At 69.2% G+C, this 17,241-nt stretch carries 17 protein-coding genes; 8 read left to right on the top strand and 9 right to left on the bottom strand.

Going from position 1 to position 17,241, the window contains the following annotated elements:
• The 4 genes from ACOADB_RS05875 to ACOADB_RS05860 form a co-directional block, all read left to right on the top strand.
• The coding region (locus ACOADB_RS05875; RefSeq protein WP_378597008.1) for a peptidoglycan DD-metalloendopeptidase family protein at positions 1 to 306 on the top strand (306 nt) is incomplete at its 5' end.
• Between the two features lie 64 nt (positions 307 to 370).
• Positions 371 to 967: a hypothetical protein gene (locus tag ACOADB_RS05870; RefSeq protein WP_378597007.1), complete on the top strand. Its 597-nt coding sequence runs from the start codon at positions 371 to 373 to the stop codon at positions 965 to 967.
• Positions 964 to 2,430 (top strand): type IV secretory system conjugative DNA transfer family protein, encoded by a 1,467-nt coding sequence (locus ACOADB_RS05865; protein ID WP_378597006.1) that lies wholly within the window; start codon positions 964 to 966, stop codon positions 2,428 to 2,430. The genes ACOADB_RS05870 and ACOADB_RS05865 overlap by 4 nt, the downstream gene beginning before the upstream one ends.
• A complete protein-coding gene (locus ACOADB_RS05860; protein WP_378597004.1) occupies positions 2,427 to 3,134 on the top strand; it encodes a hypothetical protein in 708 nt (235 codons plus the stop codon). The genes ACOADB_RS05865 and ACOADB_RS05860 overlap by 4 nt, the downstream gene beginning before the upstream one ends.
• Positions 3,135 to 3,463: 329 nt before the next feature.
• Here the strand turns inward: ACOADB_RS05860 and ACOADB_RS05855 are convergent, their stop codons facing one another.
• Positions 3,464 to 3,802 (bottom strand): histone-like nucleoid-structuring protein Lsr2, encoded by a 339-nt coding sequence (locus ACOADB_RS05855; RefSeq protein ID WP_378597003.1) that lies wholly within the window; start codon positions 3,800 to 3,802, stop codon positions 3,464 to 3,466.
• Between the two features lie 242 nt (positions 3,803 to 4,044).
• Complete coding sequence (locus ACOADB_RS05850; RefSeq protein ID WP_378597002.1) at positions 4,045 to 4,416, bottom strand: hypothetical protein; 372 nt, start codon at positions 4,414 to 4,416, stop codon at positions 4,045 to 4,047.
• 156 nt (positions 4,417 to 4,572) lie between these two features.
• Between ACOADB_RS05850 and ACOADB_RS05845 the strand changes: the two genes are divergently transcribed.
• The gene (locus ACOADB_RS05845) at positions 4,573 to 5,889 is read left to right on the top strand and encodes an NYN domain-containing protein (RefSeq protein ID WP_378597001.1); all 1,317 of its coding nucleotides are present in this window, start codon (positions 4,573 to 4,575) and stop codon (positions 5,887 to 5,889) included.
• Positions 5,890 to 6,077: 188 nt separating this feature from the next.
• On the top strand, positions 6,078 to 6,866 hold the full coding sequence (locus ACOADB_RS05840; protein ID WP_378597057.1) for an alpha/beta fold hydrolase: 789 nt from the start codon (positions 6,078 to 6,080) through the stop codon (positions 6,864 to 6,866).
• Between the two features lie 288 nt (positions 6,867 to 7,154).
• Here ACOADB_RS05840 and ACOADB_RS05835 read toward each other — a convergent pair whose 3' ends face one another.
• The 3 genes from ACOADB_RS05835 to mobF form a co-directional block, all read right to left on the bottom strand.
• A complete protein-coding gene (locus ACOADB_RS05835) occupies positions 7,155 to 8,015 on the bottom strand; it encodes a hypothetical protein (protein WP_378597000.1) in 861 nt (286 codons plus the stop codon).
• A 67-nt stretch (positions 8,016 to 8,082) separates the two neighbouring features.
• Positions 8,083 to 8,631, bottom strand: coding sequence for a hypothetical protein (locus tag ACOADB_RS05830; protein WP_378596999.1), 549 nt, complete (start codon positions 8,629 to 8,631; stop codon positions 8,083 to 8,085).
• Positions 8,632 to 8,817: 186 nt separating this feature from the next.
• Entirely contained in the window at positions 8,818 to 14,697 is a 5,880-nt protein-coding gene (gene mobF / locus ACOADB_RS05825) for a MobF family relaxase (RefSeq protein WP_378596998.1), read from the bottom strand.
• 300 nt (positions 14,698 to 14,997) lie between these two features.
• Between mobF and ACOADB_RS05820 the strand changes: the two genes are divergently transcribed.
• Both ACOADB_RS05820 and ACOADB_RS05815 read left to right on the top strand, forming a co-directional pair.
• On the top strand, positions 14,998 to 15,375 hold the full coding sequence (locus tag ACOADB_RS05820) for a hypothetical protein (protein WP_378596997.1): 378 nt from the start codon (positions 14,998 to 15,000) through the stop codon (positions 15,373 to 15,375).
• On the top strand, positions 15,368 to 15,880 hold the full coding sequence (locus ACOADB_RS05815; RefSeq protein WP_378596996.1) for a hypothetical protein: 513 nt from the start codon (positions 15,368 to 15,370) through the stop codon (positions 15,878 to 15,880). Before ACOADB_RS05820 ends, ACOADB_RS05815 begins: the two co-directional genes overlap by 8 nt.
• 259 nt (positions 15,881 to 16,139) lie before the next feature.
• On the opposite strand, the gene ACOADB_RS05810 is transcribed toward ACOADB_RS05815, so the two are convergent.
• The 4 genes from ACOADB_RS05810 to ACOADB_RS05795 form a co-directional block, all read right to left on the bottom strand.
• Positions 16,140 to 16,373 carry a hypothetical protein gene (locus tag ACOADB_RS05810; RefSeq protein ID WP_378596995.1) on the bottom strand — a complete coding sequence of 78 codons (234 nt, stop codon included), beginning with the start codon at positions 16,371 to 16,373 and terminating at the stop codon, positions 16,140 to 16,142.
• Positions 16,370 to 16,615 (bottom strand): hypothetical protein, encoded by a 246-nt coding sequence (locus tag ACOADB_RS05805; RefSeq protein ID WP_378596994.1) that lies wholly within the window; start codon positions 16,613 to 16,615, stop codon positions 16,370 to 16,372. Before ACOADB_RS05805 ends, ACOADB_RS05810 begins: the two co-directional genes overlap by 4 nt.
• Entirely contained in the window at positions 16,612 to 16,899 is a 288-nt protein-coding gene (locus ACOADB_RS05800) for a hypothetical protein (RefSeq protein WP_378596993.1), read from the bottom strand. Before ACOADB_RS05800 ends, ACOADB_RS05805 begins: the two co-directional genes overlap by 4 nt.
• An 82-nt stretch (positions 16,900 to 16,981) precedes the next feature.
• Positions 16,982 to 17,241, bottom strand: a 260-nt coding sequence (locus ACOADB_RS05795; RefSeq protein WP_378596992.1) for a DUF932 domain-containing protein, incomplete at its 5' end; no start/stop codon positions are given.

Genomic DNA, 17,241 nt, shown 5'->3' with positions numbered 1-17,241 from the left:
GCCCACGCCGGCACCATCGAGATCGACACCACCCAGGGCTGGGCCGGCCCGCAGCTAGTCAAGGTCACCACCGGCGCTGGGTCACTGACCACCTGGTACGCCCACATGCAGACCGTCACCGTCAGCCGCGGCCAGACCGTCGCCGCCGGCGAAGCGATCGGCCAGGTCGGCAAGGAGGGCAACGTGTCCGGCTGCCACCTGCACTTCGAGGTCCACCTTAAGAACGGCTCCATCTACGGCTCCGACAACGTCGACCCGTCGACGTGGCTCGCCGAGAACGCCTCCCGTCCGACACAGGCCGCGTGATCGCACCCGACCCTCCCCGGGACATAGGAGACCAGCCAGACACACAGAAGGAGGCGGACAGCCCGTGCAGCGTGAGCGACGACGAGACCCCTACCCCTGGACCTGGGAGATCCCGACAGCGGTGATGCTGGCCACCCTGTTCGTGATCATCATCGGCATTCAGCTCGGCCGTTCGGTCGCCAACCTCCTCGCTGGCGCCGGCTGGACCTGGCCCGACGCCAATGCCGGCACCTTCCCCTCCCCGATCGGAACCGCCTTCTGGACCAGCCTGCCCGGTGTCCTCACCGGCCACGCGGATGCAGGCCTGCCCAGCCCGACCCCCGACGGCCTCGCCGGCCGCGGCCTGGTGTGGACCGGCCTCGCCCTCACCGAGATCGCCCTGCTGACGGCCACCATCTGGGTCGGCGTCTACGCCTACCAGCGCTGGGGTCCCGGACGGATGCGCGGCATGGCCACCTCCGCCGAAGCCGAGAAGCTCCTGGGCGTCACCCGGCTCCGCAAGGTCGCCGGCATCGTCCGACCCGACCTCTACGGCAAGCACGCGGCCGCCGAGCCGGTGCACCGCACCGCCGGCGACGCCACCGACCGCCCCGGGCCCGCGCTCGGCCAGGGGCTCAGCCCCTGGCTGCTCGACCGCCGGCTGACGAAGGAGGAGCGATGAAGCTGAGGGTCGACCCCTGGGACGTCGGCTGGCGCATCGGCAGCGCCCACGAGCCCCGCGGCGGTGACCTGTGGGTGCCGTGGGACCGCACCGCCGGCGTCATCGGCCCCCAGGGCTCCGGCAAGACCCTCGACCTGCTCACGCCGGCACTTCTAAGTGCGCCCGGGGCCGCGCTGGTGACGCTGACGAAGGTGGAGGACCTCCTGCTCAGCCTGACCGAGCGGTCCCGCGAGGACCGACCCTGTGTCGTACTCGACCCGTTCGGCCTGGCCGAGGGCGTCGTCGACGAGTTGATCTGGGACCCGATCGCCGGCTGCGTGGATCCGAAGGTCGCCGAACGGCGCGCCAAGGCCTTCACCGCCGGCACCGTCAAGGGTGCGATCAACGGCGGCACCGGAGACGAGGCGGCCAGGTTCTACGCCGCCGAATCCGCGAAGGTCCTGCAGGGCTACTTCCATGCCGCGGCGCTGACGGGGAAGACCCTCGAGGACGTCTTGCAGTGGGTGGCCAACCCTGGCGCCGCCACCCAGCCGATGGAGGTCCTGCGCCGACACCCGCACGCCGAGGCGTTCTGGCACGGCCTCCTGCACGGGGCGCTCAACGGCGACGACCGCACCGCCGGCAACACCGTGACGACCGTCCAGCAGGCCGTGTCGCTGTTCTTCCAGGCTGACATCCGGCGCCGGTGCATCCCCAGCCCCGGACACCCGGCCACCGATCTGGCCGACGTCATCCGCCGACGCGGCACGATCTACCTGCTGGGCCGCGAAGACCCCTACGCCTCGGCCAGCCCGCTGATGACCGCGGTGGCCGAGCACGTGCTAGACACGGGCCTTCTGCTGGCCAACAACTCCCCATGGGGCGGCCGCCTTTGCCCGCCGCTGCTCTCGGTGCTCGATGAGCTGCCCTCCACCGCGCCACTTCCGACGCTGCGCACCAGGATGGCCAACGAGCGAGCACTGGGGCTCTCCTTCATCTGGGCGGCCCAGACACGACCGCAGCTGACGAGCATCTTCGGCGAACACGAGGCCCGCGCCCTGCTCGGACTCACCAACGCCCTGGTCATGTTCGGTGGTTCGAAGGATGTCTCGTTCAACCAGGAGATCTCCGACCTGCTCGGTACGGTCCGCATCGGCCGCGTCTCTCACTCCAGCGGCGGGTTCAACGGAGGCGGCCGCAGCTTCTCCGGTGACGACATCCCCATCATGAGGCCAGAGGAGGTCCGCCAGCTCCCCGAGCGGCAGGCCCTGGTGATCGCCGAGAACGGCAAGCCGATCATCGCCAAGCTGACCCGATGTGTGGAGGGCAGGGCCGGCGAACGACTGCTGGCCGATCAGCGCGCCCTGCGTGCTCGGCTGACCAACGACCGGCGCATGGTCATCACCCCTGAGGCACGAGCCACCGCCGCCCTGGTCGAGGCCCGCCGACTCGGGTTCCTCGACGACGTCGGGAGCGAGCTGTGACCATCGACCCGCAGACCCGCCGGTCAAACGCGGCGCCGATGGTCTACCCGTTCCCAGTCCCCGGGGATCAGGTTCGCCTGGCCTACCGCGAGCTCCACATCGCCGTCAACGGCACCGAGGATGAGCAGAAGGCTCTGGGCAACCACACCCTGCTGCCCCGCCCCTGGGAACCGGCCACCTGCCTGGACCCCGCGCTGCGGCAAGAACTGTGGCAGTGGCTCGAGGAGGTCGTGATCTGGCTCAACCACGATTACGCGTGGGACGTCGCCGGCCTCATCCCGAACTGCTGGCCACTGCACCCGCACCTGGTTCACGAGATCGCGGTCCTGGCCGACCAGCGTCGGCGTGCCAGCCTGGCCAAGACGAGCGACGCGCTCGAGGAGTGGCACCGCTACTGCCTGCCCGCGTTCGCCGACCGGATGCGCAACCGGCTGCGCGCTCACTGCGACGACGAGCACAAGCGGTGGCCGGGCAGGCCGCGCCACAACGAGCACATCGCCGAGACCAACGCCCAGCGCCGTGAGGACGCCTTCGCGCTCGACGTCGACGCGCTGCCCGCCAGCCGACGCACGCGCGACCAGCAGGAGCCGCCCGGGCAGCCGCGCTTTGGTCTGGTCGACCTCGACACCGGTGAGATTCGCGACGACAAGTTCGACCCAGGCGCCGAGCCGCGGACCCGGACACAGAAGGGTCCACGTGTCTGACTCACACAAGAGCATCGGCGGCGCTGCGACCCGCATCGTCGGGGACGGTACGCGGCTGGAGAGACGCGCCTTCGGGAAGCCAAGGCGGCCGCACGAACCCTCAGACCCTCCATTGGCAGCCGGCTGTCGACATCTGAACCTCAGCAGGGGCGGTTTCGCAAGCCGTCGGCCAGCGCCCACCTTGCCGAATGCGGCTCCGTAAGGGGCGATTCGAGGTTCGGCGTGCGTGGGCAGCAGATACTCCCCAGCGATCGATCGGCTCCGTCCCTACCCTGTGGCAGCAAGGTCCCGCCACCCGGGAGCGCTGTCGGCGGGCGCGATTGAGCTCGTTACAGAGAAGCGCTATAGGCGTCGAGCACAGCCTTGGGGAGTCGACCACGGTCTGACACCTGGTGTCCGTTCTCCTTTGCCCACGCGCGGACAGCGGCCAGATCTACCGCGGAGTTCCCGGAGTTCTTGGGTCGCGCAGGGCGGGTCGCAACTGAACGCCGGCCACTCACCTTGGTGCCAGCCTCGACGTACGGACGCAGAGCCTTCTCCAGGGCTTTTCGGTTCTTGTTGCTGAGGTCGATCGCGTATTCGGTTCCCTCGAATGCGAAGCGAACTTCGCTTGCATTTGCGGAGCCGTCGAGATCGTCGCTGACCTGAACGATAGTGGTCTTTGCCATGGCGGGATCGTCCCGCCTCGTTTCTCAAATGTCCAACGGCAGTGCGGCCGGACTAACTCAGATGCTGGGCCGCGGGCCAGACGCTGACCACCGGCAGATGCCAGGAACGACGTCCTTCGGTAGATGCGGACGGCTCTTCGGCGACTCGGTCGGGCTGGCGTCATGGTCCGCTGGCGGAATGACGCACTCACCGCGGCGGATGAGGCTGCTCGCGGCCGCCGGCCGGTCAGCAGCATGACTCCTCAAATGTGCTGCTTCAACCACTCCGGCATGTTGGGGTCATCGACCTCCCAGGAGGCTTCCAACTGCTCGTCTTCCGACCAACTGTTTTCTTTGCCGTCAAAGAACTTCTGCCTGTGGCATTTGTACTTGGAAACGACGCTTCCTTCGAGCCTGTACTCGTTCCAGTAGTAGTTTTGCTTGCCGTAGCCGTTCCATTCGTTCGTGGTGTAAATCGTCGCCATATGTTTCACCCTTTCGCTCTCGGAACGTTCGTCTTCCGTCGCATCCGCGGCACAACCAGGCATGACCGATCGTGCAAGGTCAGTCGGGGGTGTATGCGTCCACAGTGAAACGATATTGGAGAGTGCTCGGTGCAACTTGACGTCGGTCATGGCAAGTCACCTGGCGAAACAGGCCGACCCTCCCCATGGTTCGCCACACGCGGTGAGGCACTACGCCTGACGCTAGACCTACTCGCTGTCCCGCGGCCTCGCGGCGGAAGGACGCAACGTCGAGTCACCCGTGATGTTCACGGCTAGGTTTTCCACATGTGTCCATCACGCAGCGTTCTGTACCTCGACTTCGACAACGTGTTCAGCGGATTGCTCAAGCTCGACCCGAAGCTGGCATTGCGCTTTGTCGAGGAGCCGCAGATATGGCTCGACGGCTTGGCGGCCGGATCACAGGACGAATCGTCGCGCCGCTGGCTGGTGCTCCGCTGTTACATGAATCCTGCCGGCTGGGTACCGCACCCGAACATCGAGGGCACGAGGCTCTACTTCTCGCGGTTTCGCCCGTTCTTCACTGACGCGGGCTTCGAGGTCGTCGACTGCCCTCGCCTGTCGCACACAAAGAATGGCGCCGACATCCGCCTAGTGATCGACGCTGTGGAGGCCCTTCGTGCGGACGTGCACTACGAGGAGTTCGTAATCGCTTCTGGCGACTCCGATATGACTCCGCTCATCGTTCGCCTCCGGGCCTCGGACAGAAGGATCACGCTTCTCTCGCCGTCGGACTCCGCTGTGGTGCTTGCGGCCGTTGCCGACCGATTGATCGGCGGCGAGGAACTTCTCGAGATGCTCGAGTACCCGTCGGCCGAACTAGCAGATGTGCGAGGTGTCGGAGCTGACGAGCATCTCGGGCTCGATGGGCAGGCGCCGCAAGACGTAGGCACGGACGGCTCGCTAACCGAAGCGGAGGGCAGGGCAAGGTTCGCGGAGATTGTGCAAATCCGCTACGCGGAAGCATCTGAGCCTATGAACCTTGCTTCGCTGGCTCACGAACTGCGGCGTGAGCTGGGGGCGGTTGCTGCCGATAGCCAGTGGTTTGGATACGGCGGCTTCGCCAGAGCGCTCCAGGCACTCAACCTGGCCGGGGTGCGGATGTCACAGCACTTCATCTGGGACAGCACCCGACACACCGCGGTGGCGCCCGATGAGGAACTCCAGCAGCGACCGACGTTGCCTGAACCGGTGGACCGCGTGACCCAGGCGCTGAAGTTGCCTTCGCTGCCGGACCAGAGCTGGCACCACGTGCATGATTCGCTCGCCGCATTTGTGGCCTCATACGAATTCAATCTGACGGAGGCAACGCGCTGGTCCCGAGACCGCCTCGCGGAGAAGGGAGTGCGTGTTAGCCGCCAAGCCGTCGGCGTCGTCGTTCGCGGCGCCGCATACGGCGGCTGTCCGCTATACCGCCAACCGTCGCCGCGGGCCGAAGAGATCGCCGAGGCATTCGTAAACAACGTCCTCAGCCGTGCCGAAGCAGCAGATGTCGACCTGTCTTCGGAGGACATCGAGGTGGTTCGGAGGTGGTTCGGCTCGCTCCGCCGTGACGACGTAGCGACCCCGGCCCCGGCATTGTGACTTGCCCTGTCGCGGCGAAAAGACTGTGAGGATCGCGGCAATCCCGGATGGCTCGACAGGGCGCTATTCGTTTAGTTCAGGTCTGGATAGCCTCGGCGTGTGAACTTGCGGCTTGACCAGACTGTCGACCTGCCGGACGGGCGGCCCTCGGATACGCCGAGGTAGGCGATGCGGCGGGCGCGCCCCTACTGCACTTTCACAGCAATCCTGGCTCGCGGCTCGACTTCGCCTTCGCGCAACACGACGAGGCGCTCCTTGAAGCTGGAGTGCGCCTCATCGGGGTCGACCGCCCAGGCTACGGACTCTCTGACCCCAAGCCGGGTCGCGGGCATGCCGACTGGCCCGCGGATGTGAGTGCCCTGGCTGATTCGTTGGGCCTTGATCGCTTTGCCGTGCTCGGATACTCGCGGGGCGGACGCTACGCCCTCGCATGTGCCGCGCTGATACCCGAGCGGCTGACGGCGGTCGGCATGTTGAGCACCGGTACTACCCCCGACATGCCCGGTTATGCCCGCGCCTTCCCTCGCCTGGCGAGGATGGACTTCGCGTTTGCCCGTCGTGCGCCGGCCCTATGGACCAGGGTCACGAACTCGGCTGTCAGGCGCGGCAACAAGAACCCAGCGGCGGTGTTGACACCGTTCAAGCTCGTCCTGCGCACTCCGGCTGACCGGACCCTCATGGCCTCGTACCCTCACGAGCTCGCGAGAACCATCATCGAGGCCGCACGACAGGGCCCGACGCAATGGCGATTTGAGGAGACCAACCAGCCTGACCCGCTCGACTTCGACGTCGACGAAGTGAAACTACCGGTGAAGATCTGGCACGGGACCGCCGACACGCTCGTTCCCATCGTGCAGGCTCGCCACCTCGCAGATCGCCTCGCCTCCGCCGAGCTCGTGGAACTGCCCGGCGTCGGGCACCTGCACACGCCTGAACGCGTATCGCAGATCGCCAGCGAACTAACCCGACCCAAGTAGTGCAGAGCCGAGTGTGTGACCCCAGCACCAGAAGCTCATAGCCCCCCTCGCGGAATGATGCACCTTCTCTGAGTACACATGGCCGCTGATGAGTGCGCTAGCCCGGAGTTCCCACCCACCTCCACGCGAAAATGGGCTATCAGCTGTCTAACCCGCGGCCGGTTCCACGTAGTCACACCTATCAGCGCAGCCCGAGGCGAGAATCGCACTCTGAGAACCGCACGGGTGACTCTGTACCACCAGAGGGGGGGTCGTGTGGCGAGCCCGCGTACCGAAGACGCATCCGCTTCACGGTCGGCCCCCGAACGGGGACGGCGGCACGTCAAGTTGGACACCTACCTCGGCCGCGGCCGCAGCGAGCTCCTCAGCCGTTCGGGCCGGCATCGGCACGGCTTCCCACGGACGGTCCTGGCTGAACACCAGTCCCTTGCCGGTCTGCGGGATGAACAGCGCGACCGCTCCCCGAGTCGGGTCCGTGCCCGGAATGATGTTGAAGTCGTATCCGGCAGGGTCTCCGCCCTCTGGGACCGACATCATCATCGTCATGTCCCCGTCAGTCACCTCGACCGACGTGACCTCCATCCGGTTTGGACCGACCTTCATGTAGTCCCCGATGAAGAAGAAACCTTCCTGCGTCCCTTCCACTCTCATCGTGATACCGCCGACGCTCGGGACGACTCCGAAGGAGGTCAGGAACTGCATTGAAGACATCATCCGAAACGACAGCCCAAGCGCATCCGGCCCGCGGTCGCCCATGCGGGTCTGGAAGACCTCGAACGCAGCCAGGTCGCCGGCCCAAACCCGGCCGGCCTCCCGTGGCCCGTCGATGTGTCCACCGCCGACGTTCCACAGCCGCGCCGGGGATATCGCAGCGACGACGAACTCCGCATCCGCTTCGCCGAGGAGGTGCTCAAGCACTTCGTCGACCAGTCGTTCGCGGACTGTGACGAGGCGCTCGACGACCCGGTCCGGGTCGTCACCAGTCACGCCGACCACGAGGTCCGGACGCAGGATGACCATCTTCGGCAGAGCGCTCAGGTACAGGTTCCGGCTGCGTCCCTCGGCGACTCCGCCGCGGGTGTACGTCACCTTCGAGTCCGCGACCATCGTCACGTGCCCGTCCTCGATACCGGCAACCACCAAGCTCACCGCTCGACCGTACGACCTCACCCGGGCATAGAGGCCAAGAACGACTAACCGACTAGCGCCGGTGGGCCTACAATGCTTCCTCGTCGACCGCCCGGAGAAGCTCGTTCGCCACCTCGCGTGTCACGACCTGCAGGCGTCCGCCGACGTAGCCATAGAGCTTCCGGAGGCGCACATCAGACAAGAACACCTCGATCCCGGTTTCGTAGAGCTGGGGGTTCCGGGCCTGCACCAGACCCCACACGGCTGGCTTATCCGGGTCGGGCACCTCACGAGTGTCGTCGCGTCTGTCGCTCATCCGGCGGTAGACCGCTACCCGCAGCCACGGGCAGACCTCCACGGCGTACTCCACGCACTCCCGATGGCCCATTGCCTCCGCGATGAACCGCCCCTCCTTCAGCGAGAGGGGCTCGCCGACCGCCCACCAGATTCCGCGCTCGACGGCCTCGCCGCACATCGCGCAACGGCCAGCAGCAATCAGAGCTCGGAAGTGCTTGTAGTCCGCGGCCTGGAAATCCACGCCATGCCGTCCCTCCGCGAACGCGGGCACGGGCAGGTCCCACCGCTCATCCTTCGGACGTCGGCGCATCTTCGACGGAACCGGAATGGAGCCCTTCACCTCTCCATCCTCTGGAGTCCGTCAAGGCCCTGACGATGTCCGCGGCGGTAGCGACGCTGTACCGAGGCCATCGCACATCTACGCCCGGCATTGCAGCGTCACTCTGGGCTATGTCGCAGGTCTGCACGCGGCTGCCTCGCATGTCTGACAGCTCTTTGTTGTGGATCTCACGCCTGTGCTCGGGGCCTACCGGCGGAGACTGCGGCGCACTGGGTTCGAAGAGCCAAGCTCTTGTCCAGTACCCGCGTCGCGCCGGAGCCCCGGGGCGTCACGGTCGGTGGCTTCGGCGTCGTGTTCGCCGAGTCCAACCTGCCGAACGAGCCGGTAGCGCAGTTCGCGGGCCGGGCTGTCACCTAGGGGTGCTTCGGCGACCAGGGCGCGGGTGGCGGCGCTGACGTCATGGCCTTGCTCGTGGGCCTGCTGCAGCATCGCCGCGGTGGCCGGCCAGTCGCCCTGCTCCACCAGTCGCGGGTCGAGCTCGCGGGCCAGCGGCGCCCAGCGTTCCGCCGGCGACTTGGCGGACGCGGCCTCGATGCGGGCGCGGACCTCGCTGCTGCTGTTCAGCTCGGCCTGGGCGGCCTTGCGGGGGTCGGCGTCCCACGCCTTGACGGCGTCGCGCAGGTCCCGCCGCGACTGCAGTTGGGAGAGCTGCAGTCGGGCACTCACGTGGTTGGTGCCCGGCGCCCAGGCGCGGCTCGGCCGGGCCGCAAGGACCCGCATCGCGGCCACGCGGGCCTGCTCGGGCGCGAAGTTGTCGAGCCGCTCGGAGAGCAGTTGGTCGCCCAGCGTCTGGCCGCTGGCCAGCGCCGCAGTGAGGGCCGCGGGGCCGCGGTGGGCGAGCAGGTCGGCCGGGTCCAGGCCCTCGGGGAAGCGGGCGTAGCCGGGGTCGAGACCGTGCGGGGTGAGCATCCAGAAGTCGCGTTCGGCCGCGACCTGGCCGGCGAGGTCGGCGTCGGTGGCCACGATCGGGTCGCGGCCGATCGTGGCGAGCTGGGAGGCCTGCTCGTCGGTCAGTGAGGTGCCGAGCGGGGCCACGCCGAGGTAGCGGCCGGCGCTGGCCAGCGTGACCGCGATCGCGTCCATGGGGCCCTCGACGATGACCGGGACGGCGCCCTCGGCGAGGAGCTCGTCGACGACGCCGTACAGCTGAGCGCCCTTGTGGAACAGCGGGGTGTCGGCGGTGTTCAGGTACTTCGGGCCGCCCTTGTCGGCGTCGGTCAGGTCAGGTCGGCGTCGGCCGACGAACCCGAGCACCTCACCGTTGTGGACCACCGGGAACATCACTCGGTCCCGGAACCGGTCGATCAGTCGGCCGGTGCTGGCGGTGGTGGCGACCCCGGTGGCCCACATCTCGGCGTCGCTGACGCCACGGTGGCGTAGGTGGTCGACCAGGTTGGTCCACCCGGCCGGCGCCTGTCCTGGACGGAAGTGCTCGTGCCCGGCGAGGTCGATCCCGAACCGGTCGGTGAGGTAGTCGCGACCCCACGAGTCGGTGAACCGGGACTCGAAGAACGCCTGCGTGATCTCGTTGATCTCGAGCATGCGCGCGCGGGTGACCGGGCTGGCCGCGGCCTCCTGCTCCCACTCGTAGACGCGGCGAAGGTATACGTCGGTGGGTTCCAGCGGAGTGGCGTTGTCGCGGCTCAGCTCAGAGAGGAGCAGCTGCCATTCGATGTCCTGCTCCTCGTCGAGGACGGGTTCGGCCGAGACGTCGATGTCGCTGACATGGTCGGCAGCGTCGATGACCTGATCCGGCTCGGGGTGGTCGACCATGGGGTCGCCGTCGGCCTCGAGGTCGTGCGGGAGCGGCCATTCGATGTCGTCGGGATTGTCGACCAACGTGGGCGGGTCGGGCTCGACGCCGTCCCACAAGTCCACCGGCGGCTCGTCGAAGTGGTAGTCGTGCTCGTGCTCGTCGGGGATCGGTTCGAGCGCGATCGAGGTTCGCCACACCAGCGCCTGGCACTCGTCGACGTCGTCGGAGGGCAGGGCGGCGGACCCGGCCGACAGCAGGGCTTCGAGCCGCCAGCCGCGCTGCAGTCCGTGGTCGACGTTGGAGACCAGCGCAGGCCACCAGGCGCTCGCCTGGATGCGGGCGGCCCGCTCCTCGCCGAGCAGTTCGGGCAACTGCGCTGCCCAGCTGGTGGTGACCCCCTCGCCGTGAGAGCCGTCCCCGACCTGGGCGGCCACGGCGGGCGAGAGGTGGCGTGCCATGCGCCACCACAGCGCCGCCGCGGCGTGCTCGTCAGGAAGAGGTCCGGCCCCAGTGTCACCCGCCGCGGCGGTGCGGAGCAGCTGGTGGGCCTCAACGCCGGCGCGCGACATGGCCGCGAGCCGTTCGGCCAGGAGCGGGGTGAACTCGTCGCCGCGCACCTGCGGGGCCAGAGAGTAGAGCAGCTGGCGCCATTCCTTGAGCGCCGGGGTGTGGTCGCCGGTGATGCGACGGTTGAGCCGTCGCTGGTAGGTGGAGGAGGCCTTCTGCAGCTGCGGCGCGCCGGTCGGGCGACGGTCGTCGACGGGGACCTGCATGGCCGCTCGCCAGACCTCGACGTCGGCCACAGTGTCGGTGTCGGGTCGGATCCCGTTCTGCGCCCAGGACGGCAGCGACGTCTGTGCCCCGGCCCGGCCGCGGACCTCGTCGGCGAGCTGGTCGACCAGGTGAGCGCGCTGGTCGAGGTAGGCACCCCAGTGCGGGTCGTCGGCCAGTCGCTCCGGGACGCCGGGCATCCAGGGCAGTGGGCCGGTGCCGGCGTTCCGCATGCCGGAGGCGTCCAGCCGCCAGTCGAGCACCGCGGCGCGGTCCTCGGCCGAGACCAGTTCTCGGTCGCTCGCGGCCGTCCGCAGCGCCTCCACGGGGTTCTCACCCGCGGCGCCAAGCAGCAGCAGATGGGCGCGCAGCGTGGGCCAGGCAGCCTCATCGGACAGGCCGGGGAGCAGCTGGTCGACGGTGCTGTCCAGGGCCTCGACGACATCGGGACCGACGCTCGTTCGAAGGAGGTTCTCGGCGGCGACGTAGAGGCTGTCGAGGTAGCGCTGGGCTGCCTCACCGAGCCGGGTGGCGGGGTCGGCCTGCTCGCGGATGAGGCTGGTCGCGGACCGCTGTGCGTCGTCGCGGGCCAGCATCGACTCGAGGATGTCGGTGGGGGTGAGCGGACGGACCAGGGTCGGGTGGATCACCGAGTGCGGGTCGCCGTCCCCGACGACCTCGAGGTAGACGTGGTTGCCGCTCTTGCCGCGGGTGAGCATCGTGTAGAGCTGCTGGCGCGACTCGTTGCCGGTGGCCAGGCCGTGCATGGTGTCGGCGGTGACGCCCTGGGCGGTGTGCACGGTGCAGGCATAGCCGAGCTCGGTGGAGGCCTCGACGTACTCACGGGGGAGGCGGACGGTGCGGCCGTGCTGGGTGTGCTGCACGGTCAGGTCGCCGCCCTCGTGGAGGTCCAGGACGGTCCATCGGTCGCCGTTCTTGACCCAGTCGGTGGCCGAGGTGCGCAGCTTGCGGTCGTTGGTGCGGGTGATGATCAGCTCGCCAATGCTGGTCTCGTTGCCGTCGGCCAGGCGCCGGGTCGGGCCGACGCTCGCGGGGTCGGCCCCCTCGAGTCGGTGGGCGCGGGCTTGCTGGTTGAGCTCGCTGACCAGCTCTCGGGTCGGGGCGAGCATGATCGCGTCCAGCCCCGCTGCACGGTCGGCCTGCCAGGCCGCGAACACGTCCTCGGTCATCGTGGCCAGGTCGCCCACGTGCACCCGGTCGCGGTCGAGGTAGAAGCCCAGGGCCTCGCCCTTGCCCTCGCGCAGCGCCAGCGAGGCGGCGCCTTCGGCCGGGTCGGTGAACCGCACGAGTTCGGTCAGCTGCAGCGCGCCGTGGGTGGCGCGGATGTCGCGCAGCACGCCGCCGGCGCCGATCGCGGCGAGCTGCTGGTCGTCGCCGACCAGGCGGACACTGCCGCCGCGCTCGAGGACGTGCTGCACGGCGATGTCGAGGGAGAGCGTGTCGGCCATGCCGGCCTCGTCGATCACCACGAGCGTCTGGGGGCCGATGCCGGCGACCCAGTCGGGGGCATCGCCGGTGATCAGGGAGTGGGTGAGTTTGGCGAGGGTGTCAGTCTGGGTGTCGATCTGGGAGCCCATAGAGACCCTCAGCGCGTCCGCGGCCGCGGCGGAGGGGGCGAGGCCGATCACGCTGCCACCGCCGTCGGTCCAGGCCTGGGCGAGCGCCCGCATCGCGGTGGTCTTGCCCGAGCCGGCGGGCGCGATGGCCAGCTGCAGCCGGGCGCCGGAGGTGGCCATCTCCCTGACCAAGGTGGCCTGGCCGGCGTTGAGGGTGACCCCGTTGGCTTCGGACTCCAGAAGCGCCAGGGCGACGTTCTGCTCGTCGACCGCGTAGCCGTCGCGGCGGCCGGCGGCCTCCACGAGGCGCTGTTCGGCGGCCAGGACCTTGCTCGAGGTGAACAGGTGGACGCCCCCGACGGTGTAGACCGAGGCGCCGTCCAGCTTGCGCAGCTCGGGCGGCTCGGAGATCTCGTCGAAGGGGCGAGTGATGCTGACCGAGCGGCCGTCGAGGACCTCGCTGACCAGCAGGCCGACGACGGTGCTGACCTGGTCGGTGGGCACGTTGGCGGCCCGCACCTGGCGCTGGGCCTCGGCGTAGACGTGCCAGTACTGCCAGGTGGCGCGACCGCCTTCCATCGTCGTCACGATCCGGTCGCTGGTCTTGGCGAACCACGCCGCGTCGGCGACCGGGACGGTCCCGGCGGCGGTCGGGTTGATTGCGCCGTGGAGCATCTGCTGGAGGCCTCGCGGTGAGCCGAGGACCTCGACCGCCTCGCGGTTCCAGGCCTCCCGCTGCTCGGCCAGCGAGCGGGGCTCGTGCTTGGCCTCGCGGGTCTCCAGCGTGGCCCGCTGGGCCAGCTGCAGCGTCTCGATCGGTGTCGGCGGGCGGCCGTGGGTCGCCTGGAACTCGGCGGCCAGCTCCTTGCGGCGGGCCTCGACGCTGACGCGGCGCTTGGAGAAGCGGTGGTTGAGGTCGGGGTCGACGCCGACGATCTCGCGCACCGGCCGCTTCCGGGCGTCGGGATTCGGCCGTTCCGCGAACCGCACCCCCAGTGCGTCGCCCAGGTGCCGCTCGAGCGCGGTGTTGAAGGTCTCCGAGGCAGAGACCTTGGCCTTGTAGAGCAGCCGGCCGTCGATCGCCAGCCACTTCCCGTCGCGGGTCTGGACCTTGTTCGCGACCGCGACGTGGGTGTGCAGATCCGGGTCGCCGGCGCGGGAGTCGCGGTGGGTGAACGCCGTGGCCAGCAGGCCGCGGACGTCGACCTGGCGGATCCCGTTGGTGCCCTGTCGGGTGAACAGCGCCTTGGTCTCGATGAAGTCCAGCGCGTCCTTGATCGCCGCCTGGTGGGCCCGTTCGATGACCGCGGCGGTCTTGGGGTCGGCCAGTGCCCACAGCGTGGAGACGCTCTTCACCGGCGAGAACGTGAGGTCGTATCCGGCCACGGCGTTGGTCTTAGGCCGGGAGTGCTTGGCGATCGTTGCGGAGAGCTCGCGCGCGTCGGCAGGCTCGCGGCCGTGCTCGGCCCGGAAGAAGTCACGCCCGACCTCGGTGCGGATCCGCGCCCGCTCCTGAGCTGGGACCGGCCAGTCGCCCGGCAGTCCGGCGGCCTCGTTGACGGCCGTAAGGCGCTTAGCGACCTCGACCCGGAAGGCGCTGACGTCGTTCTCGTAGACCTTGTACGGGGTGCCGAGACGAGCGGCAGCCTTGTAGTCGGCCTCGGTCGGGCTCCCGACGCCGGCGCGCCCGACCCGCAGATCCAGCTCCTTGGTGCGCGCGGTGGCCAGCGGGTGGTGCCCGGCGCCGAACAGGTTCTGCATGTGGTCGGCGGTGACGACGTCGCCGGCGTCCAGGCCCTCGATGGCCTCCATGCCGGATCCGACCCACACACCGGGGGTCTCGCCCTTCTCGGTGTAGTAGCTCGCGAGCCCGACGTGACCCTTGTCGGTGGCGTCCATCGCTGCGACCTGGCGGGTCAGGTAGTCGTACCCCGACCCGGCCGTCAGCTTGTGGAGGCTCATCGTCACGGGCACCTACGTCCGATCGGGGCCTCGGAACGATCAATTTCGCCGGGAAACTTCGTCTGTTCTTTCTATTCGGCTAACCGGGAATGCACTAGGTGTGTGGAGGTTGGAAGGCGGGTGAGCGTTTGGGGGGACATCGGGGTGCTCGGGGGTGGCTGAGGGGTGTCGGTCTGAGGGCGTTGGACGGTGAGAACTCTGGGGGGCTGGAAGGTTTCTCGGCGGTAGTGATCGCTCGGGGACCGGGACTTGACGTAGGTGACTGTCAGAGTCCTATCGACACAAGTGAGGGATGAGCAGATGAGCCAGCAGACGATGCGCCAGAAGGCCCGACGTGACGCGCGGACCGTGACGTCGAAGCGACGCGCTGCACTCTTGGAACGGGCCAAGCGGCTGGAAGACCTGGCGGTGCAGGTGATGACTGCGATCGGTGAGCGGGACGCTGCGGTGGCGGCAGCAGAGCAGCGGGCCGGGAACGCGCTGCGCGAGATGACGACGGTCGAGGGCGTGACACTGCGCGAAGCCGTCGAGTGGTGTGGCGACCAGATCGGCGTACGGGAGGCGACGCGGCTACGTCGGCTGGCCGACGACGACCAGGACGACGGCGCGACCGCGACGATCACAACGACGGCGACCGCCGAGAGTGGGGGAGCGGGTGCCGGTACGGCGGTTGGATGACGCCGGCCTCGCGGCAGTCGCGGCGGCGATCGCGGACCCGAGGGCGCTCGTCCGCTATCGGGCCAAGGTGGCGACGGTGCCGGGAAGTGAGTGCCTGTGGTGGACCGGCGCGGTGGCGGGCCGGTCCGAGCGTGAGGGCACGGACGGCGGCGGGCATGGCCGGTTCTGGTACGCGCCGGGGCGGGTGATCATCGCGCACCGGTTCGCGTTCGCGGTGATGAACGGCGTGGACGCGCTCGCGCAGGCGCGGCTGCTGGGGCACCGGTGTCACAACCCGCTGTGCCAGCGCATCGCACCCGATCACGTGGTGGTGTCGAGCGCGGCGCAGAACCGGCATGAGTGGGCGGTCCAGCGGCGGCTGCCCTACAGCCCACTTGCTGACCCGCGCGGGCCGCGTCGGCGGGCACGGGAACTGCGCGACCTCGCGCGTGAGGACCCGCAGCTAGTGGCCGACGACCTCGCGCGGCTCCAAGAGCTGCTGGGCGAGCAACTGACGCTGTGGTGACCGGCAACGCGTCGTCACCACAGCGCCGCCTGGACTCCGGCACTAGCCGGTGCGTGCTGGGCGCAGTCGGTGGCGATCAAGTGGCGGCCGTCGCTGGTCGACCAGCACATCGAGTCCAGGCAGGCGTAGTGCTCACACTCGATCCGAACCAGCGGAGGTCGGCCCGTGCCGATGACCCCGGATAGGAAGTTGATCCGACGCAAGGGCCGCCCGCAGCGGACACAGCGCTGCGGGCGGCCTGCGTGTCGACGGGCCACGCTCACCCGGCCTCGGCAGCGAGGTCGAGCCGCGCGGATGCGGCGGTGGCTACGGCGGTGATCCGCGCGGCGAGCGCTCGCAACTCGGCGGGCGTTCCTTGGATCGCGATCACGTCGTCCTGGGCGAGGGTCAGGACCGGGCGGCGGTGCTGGCCAGCACCCACCCAGTCCTCGCCGGGGGTGAAGATCTGGACGCTGGTCTCGGCGGCGGCCAGCCATTCGATGTGCGCGCTCATGACTGCTCCTGGTGGGTCGGGGTGGTGCGGTGGGCGTACTCGGCGTGCAGGGCGTCCAGCGCCGTGGCGACCCTGGACAGGGCCGCGTCCAGGTGGGCGCGGGCGGGCTCGGGGGTCCAGCGGCAGAGGTCGCGCAGTCGGTGCTCGACCACGATCAGGTCGCAGGCGACCTCGCTGAGGGTGCGCTGGTCCTTGGCGGCGCTGGCCTTGGTGTCGGCGGGGGTGGCGGTCGGCTGGTTCATCGCAGCACGTCCTCGACGGCGCGGCGCTTGGCCTCGTCGAGCGTGGGGGTGTTGATGGCCCAGTGCTGGCCGTACCCGCCGTCGATGTCGGCGTAGAAGCCGGGCGCGAGGTAGGTCGCGTGGTCGCCGGGGGTGATCCGGATCAGGTACGTGCGACCGTGGGCGTGGACGCTGGCGGTGTGCTCGGTCCAGCGGCCCGGCCAGCGGTCGTCGGCGTCGACAGCGTGCCACTCGACGGGCGCGGCCTGCGACGTGGTGTCGGCGGCGGTGGTGGTGTCGGTCATGGCTCCTCCTCCTGCGGTTGGGCCGGTGGCGGGCCGGACTCGGGGTCTCAGCCCGCCACCGGAGGAACTGCGTGGTCGGCGCTCAGGCCGGTGCGAGCGCGGTCCAGGCGCGGCGCTTGATCCGGTCGGGGTCGTCGCTGGTGAGCACGCGCGTGGCGCGGGCTGCGGCCTCGTCGCCCTTGGCCCGGACCGGGGCGTAGTGGTCGACGTACTCCGCGACGGCCTGGTAGCCGGCCCACGCGGTGTCACGGATACCGGCCTGGGTCTCGGCGTCGGCGAACAGCCAGTGCAGCCGGGAGCGGCGACGGCGCTCGGTCTCGCGGACCCGCTTGGTGGCACCTG

The organism is Nocardioides sp. CPCC 206348 (genome assembly GCF_048654705.1).
Lineage (GTDB): Bacteria > Actinomycetota > Actinomycetes > Propionibacteriales > Nocardioidaceae > Nocardioides.
This window is presented reverse-complemented; position numbering and strand designations above follow the sequence as displayed.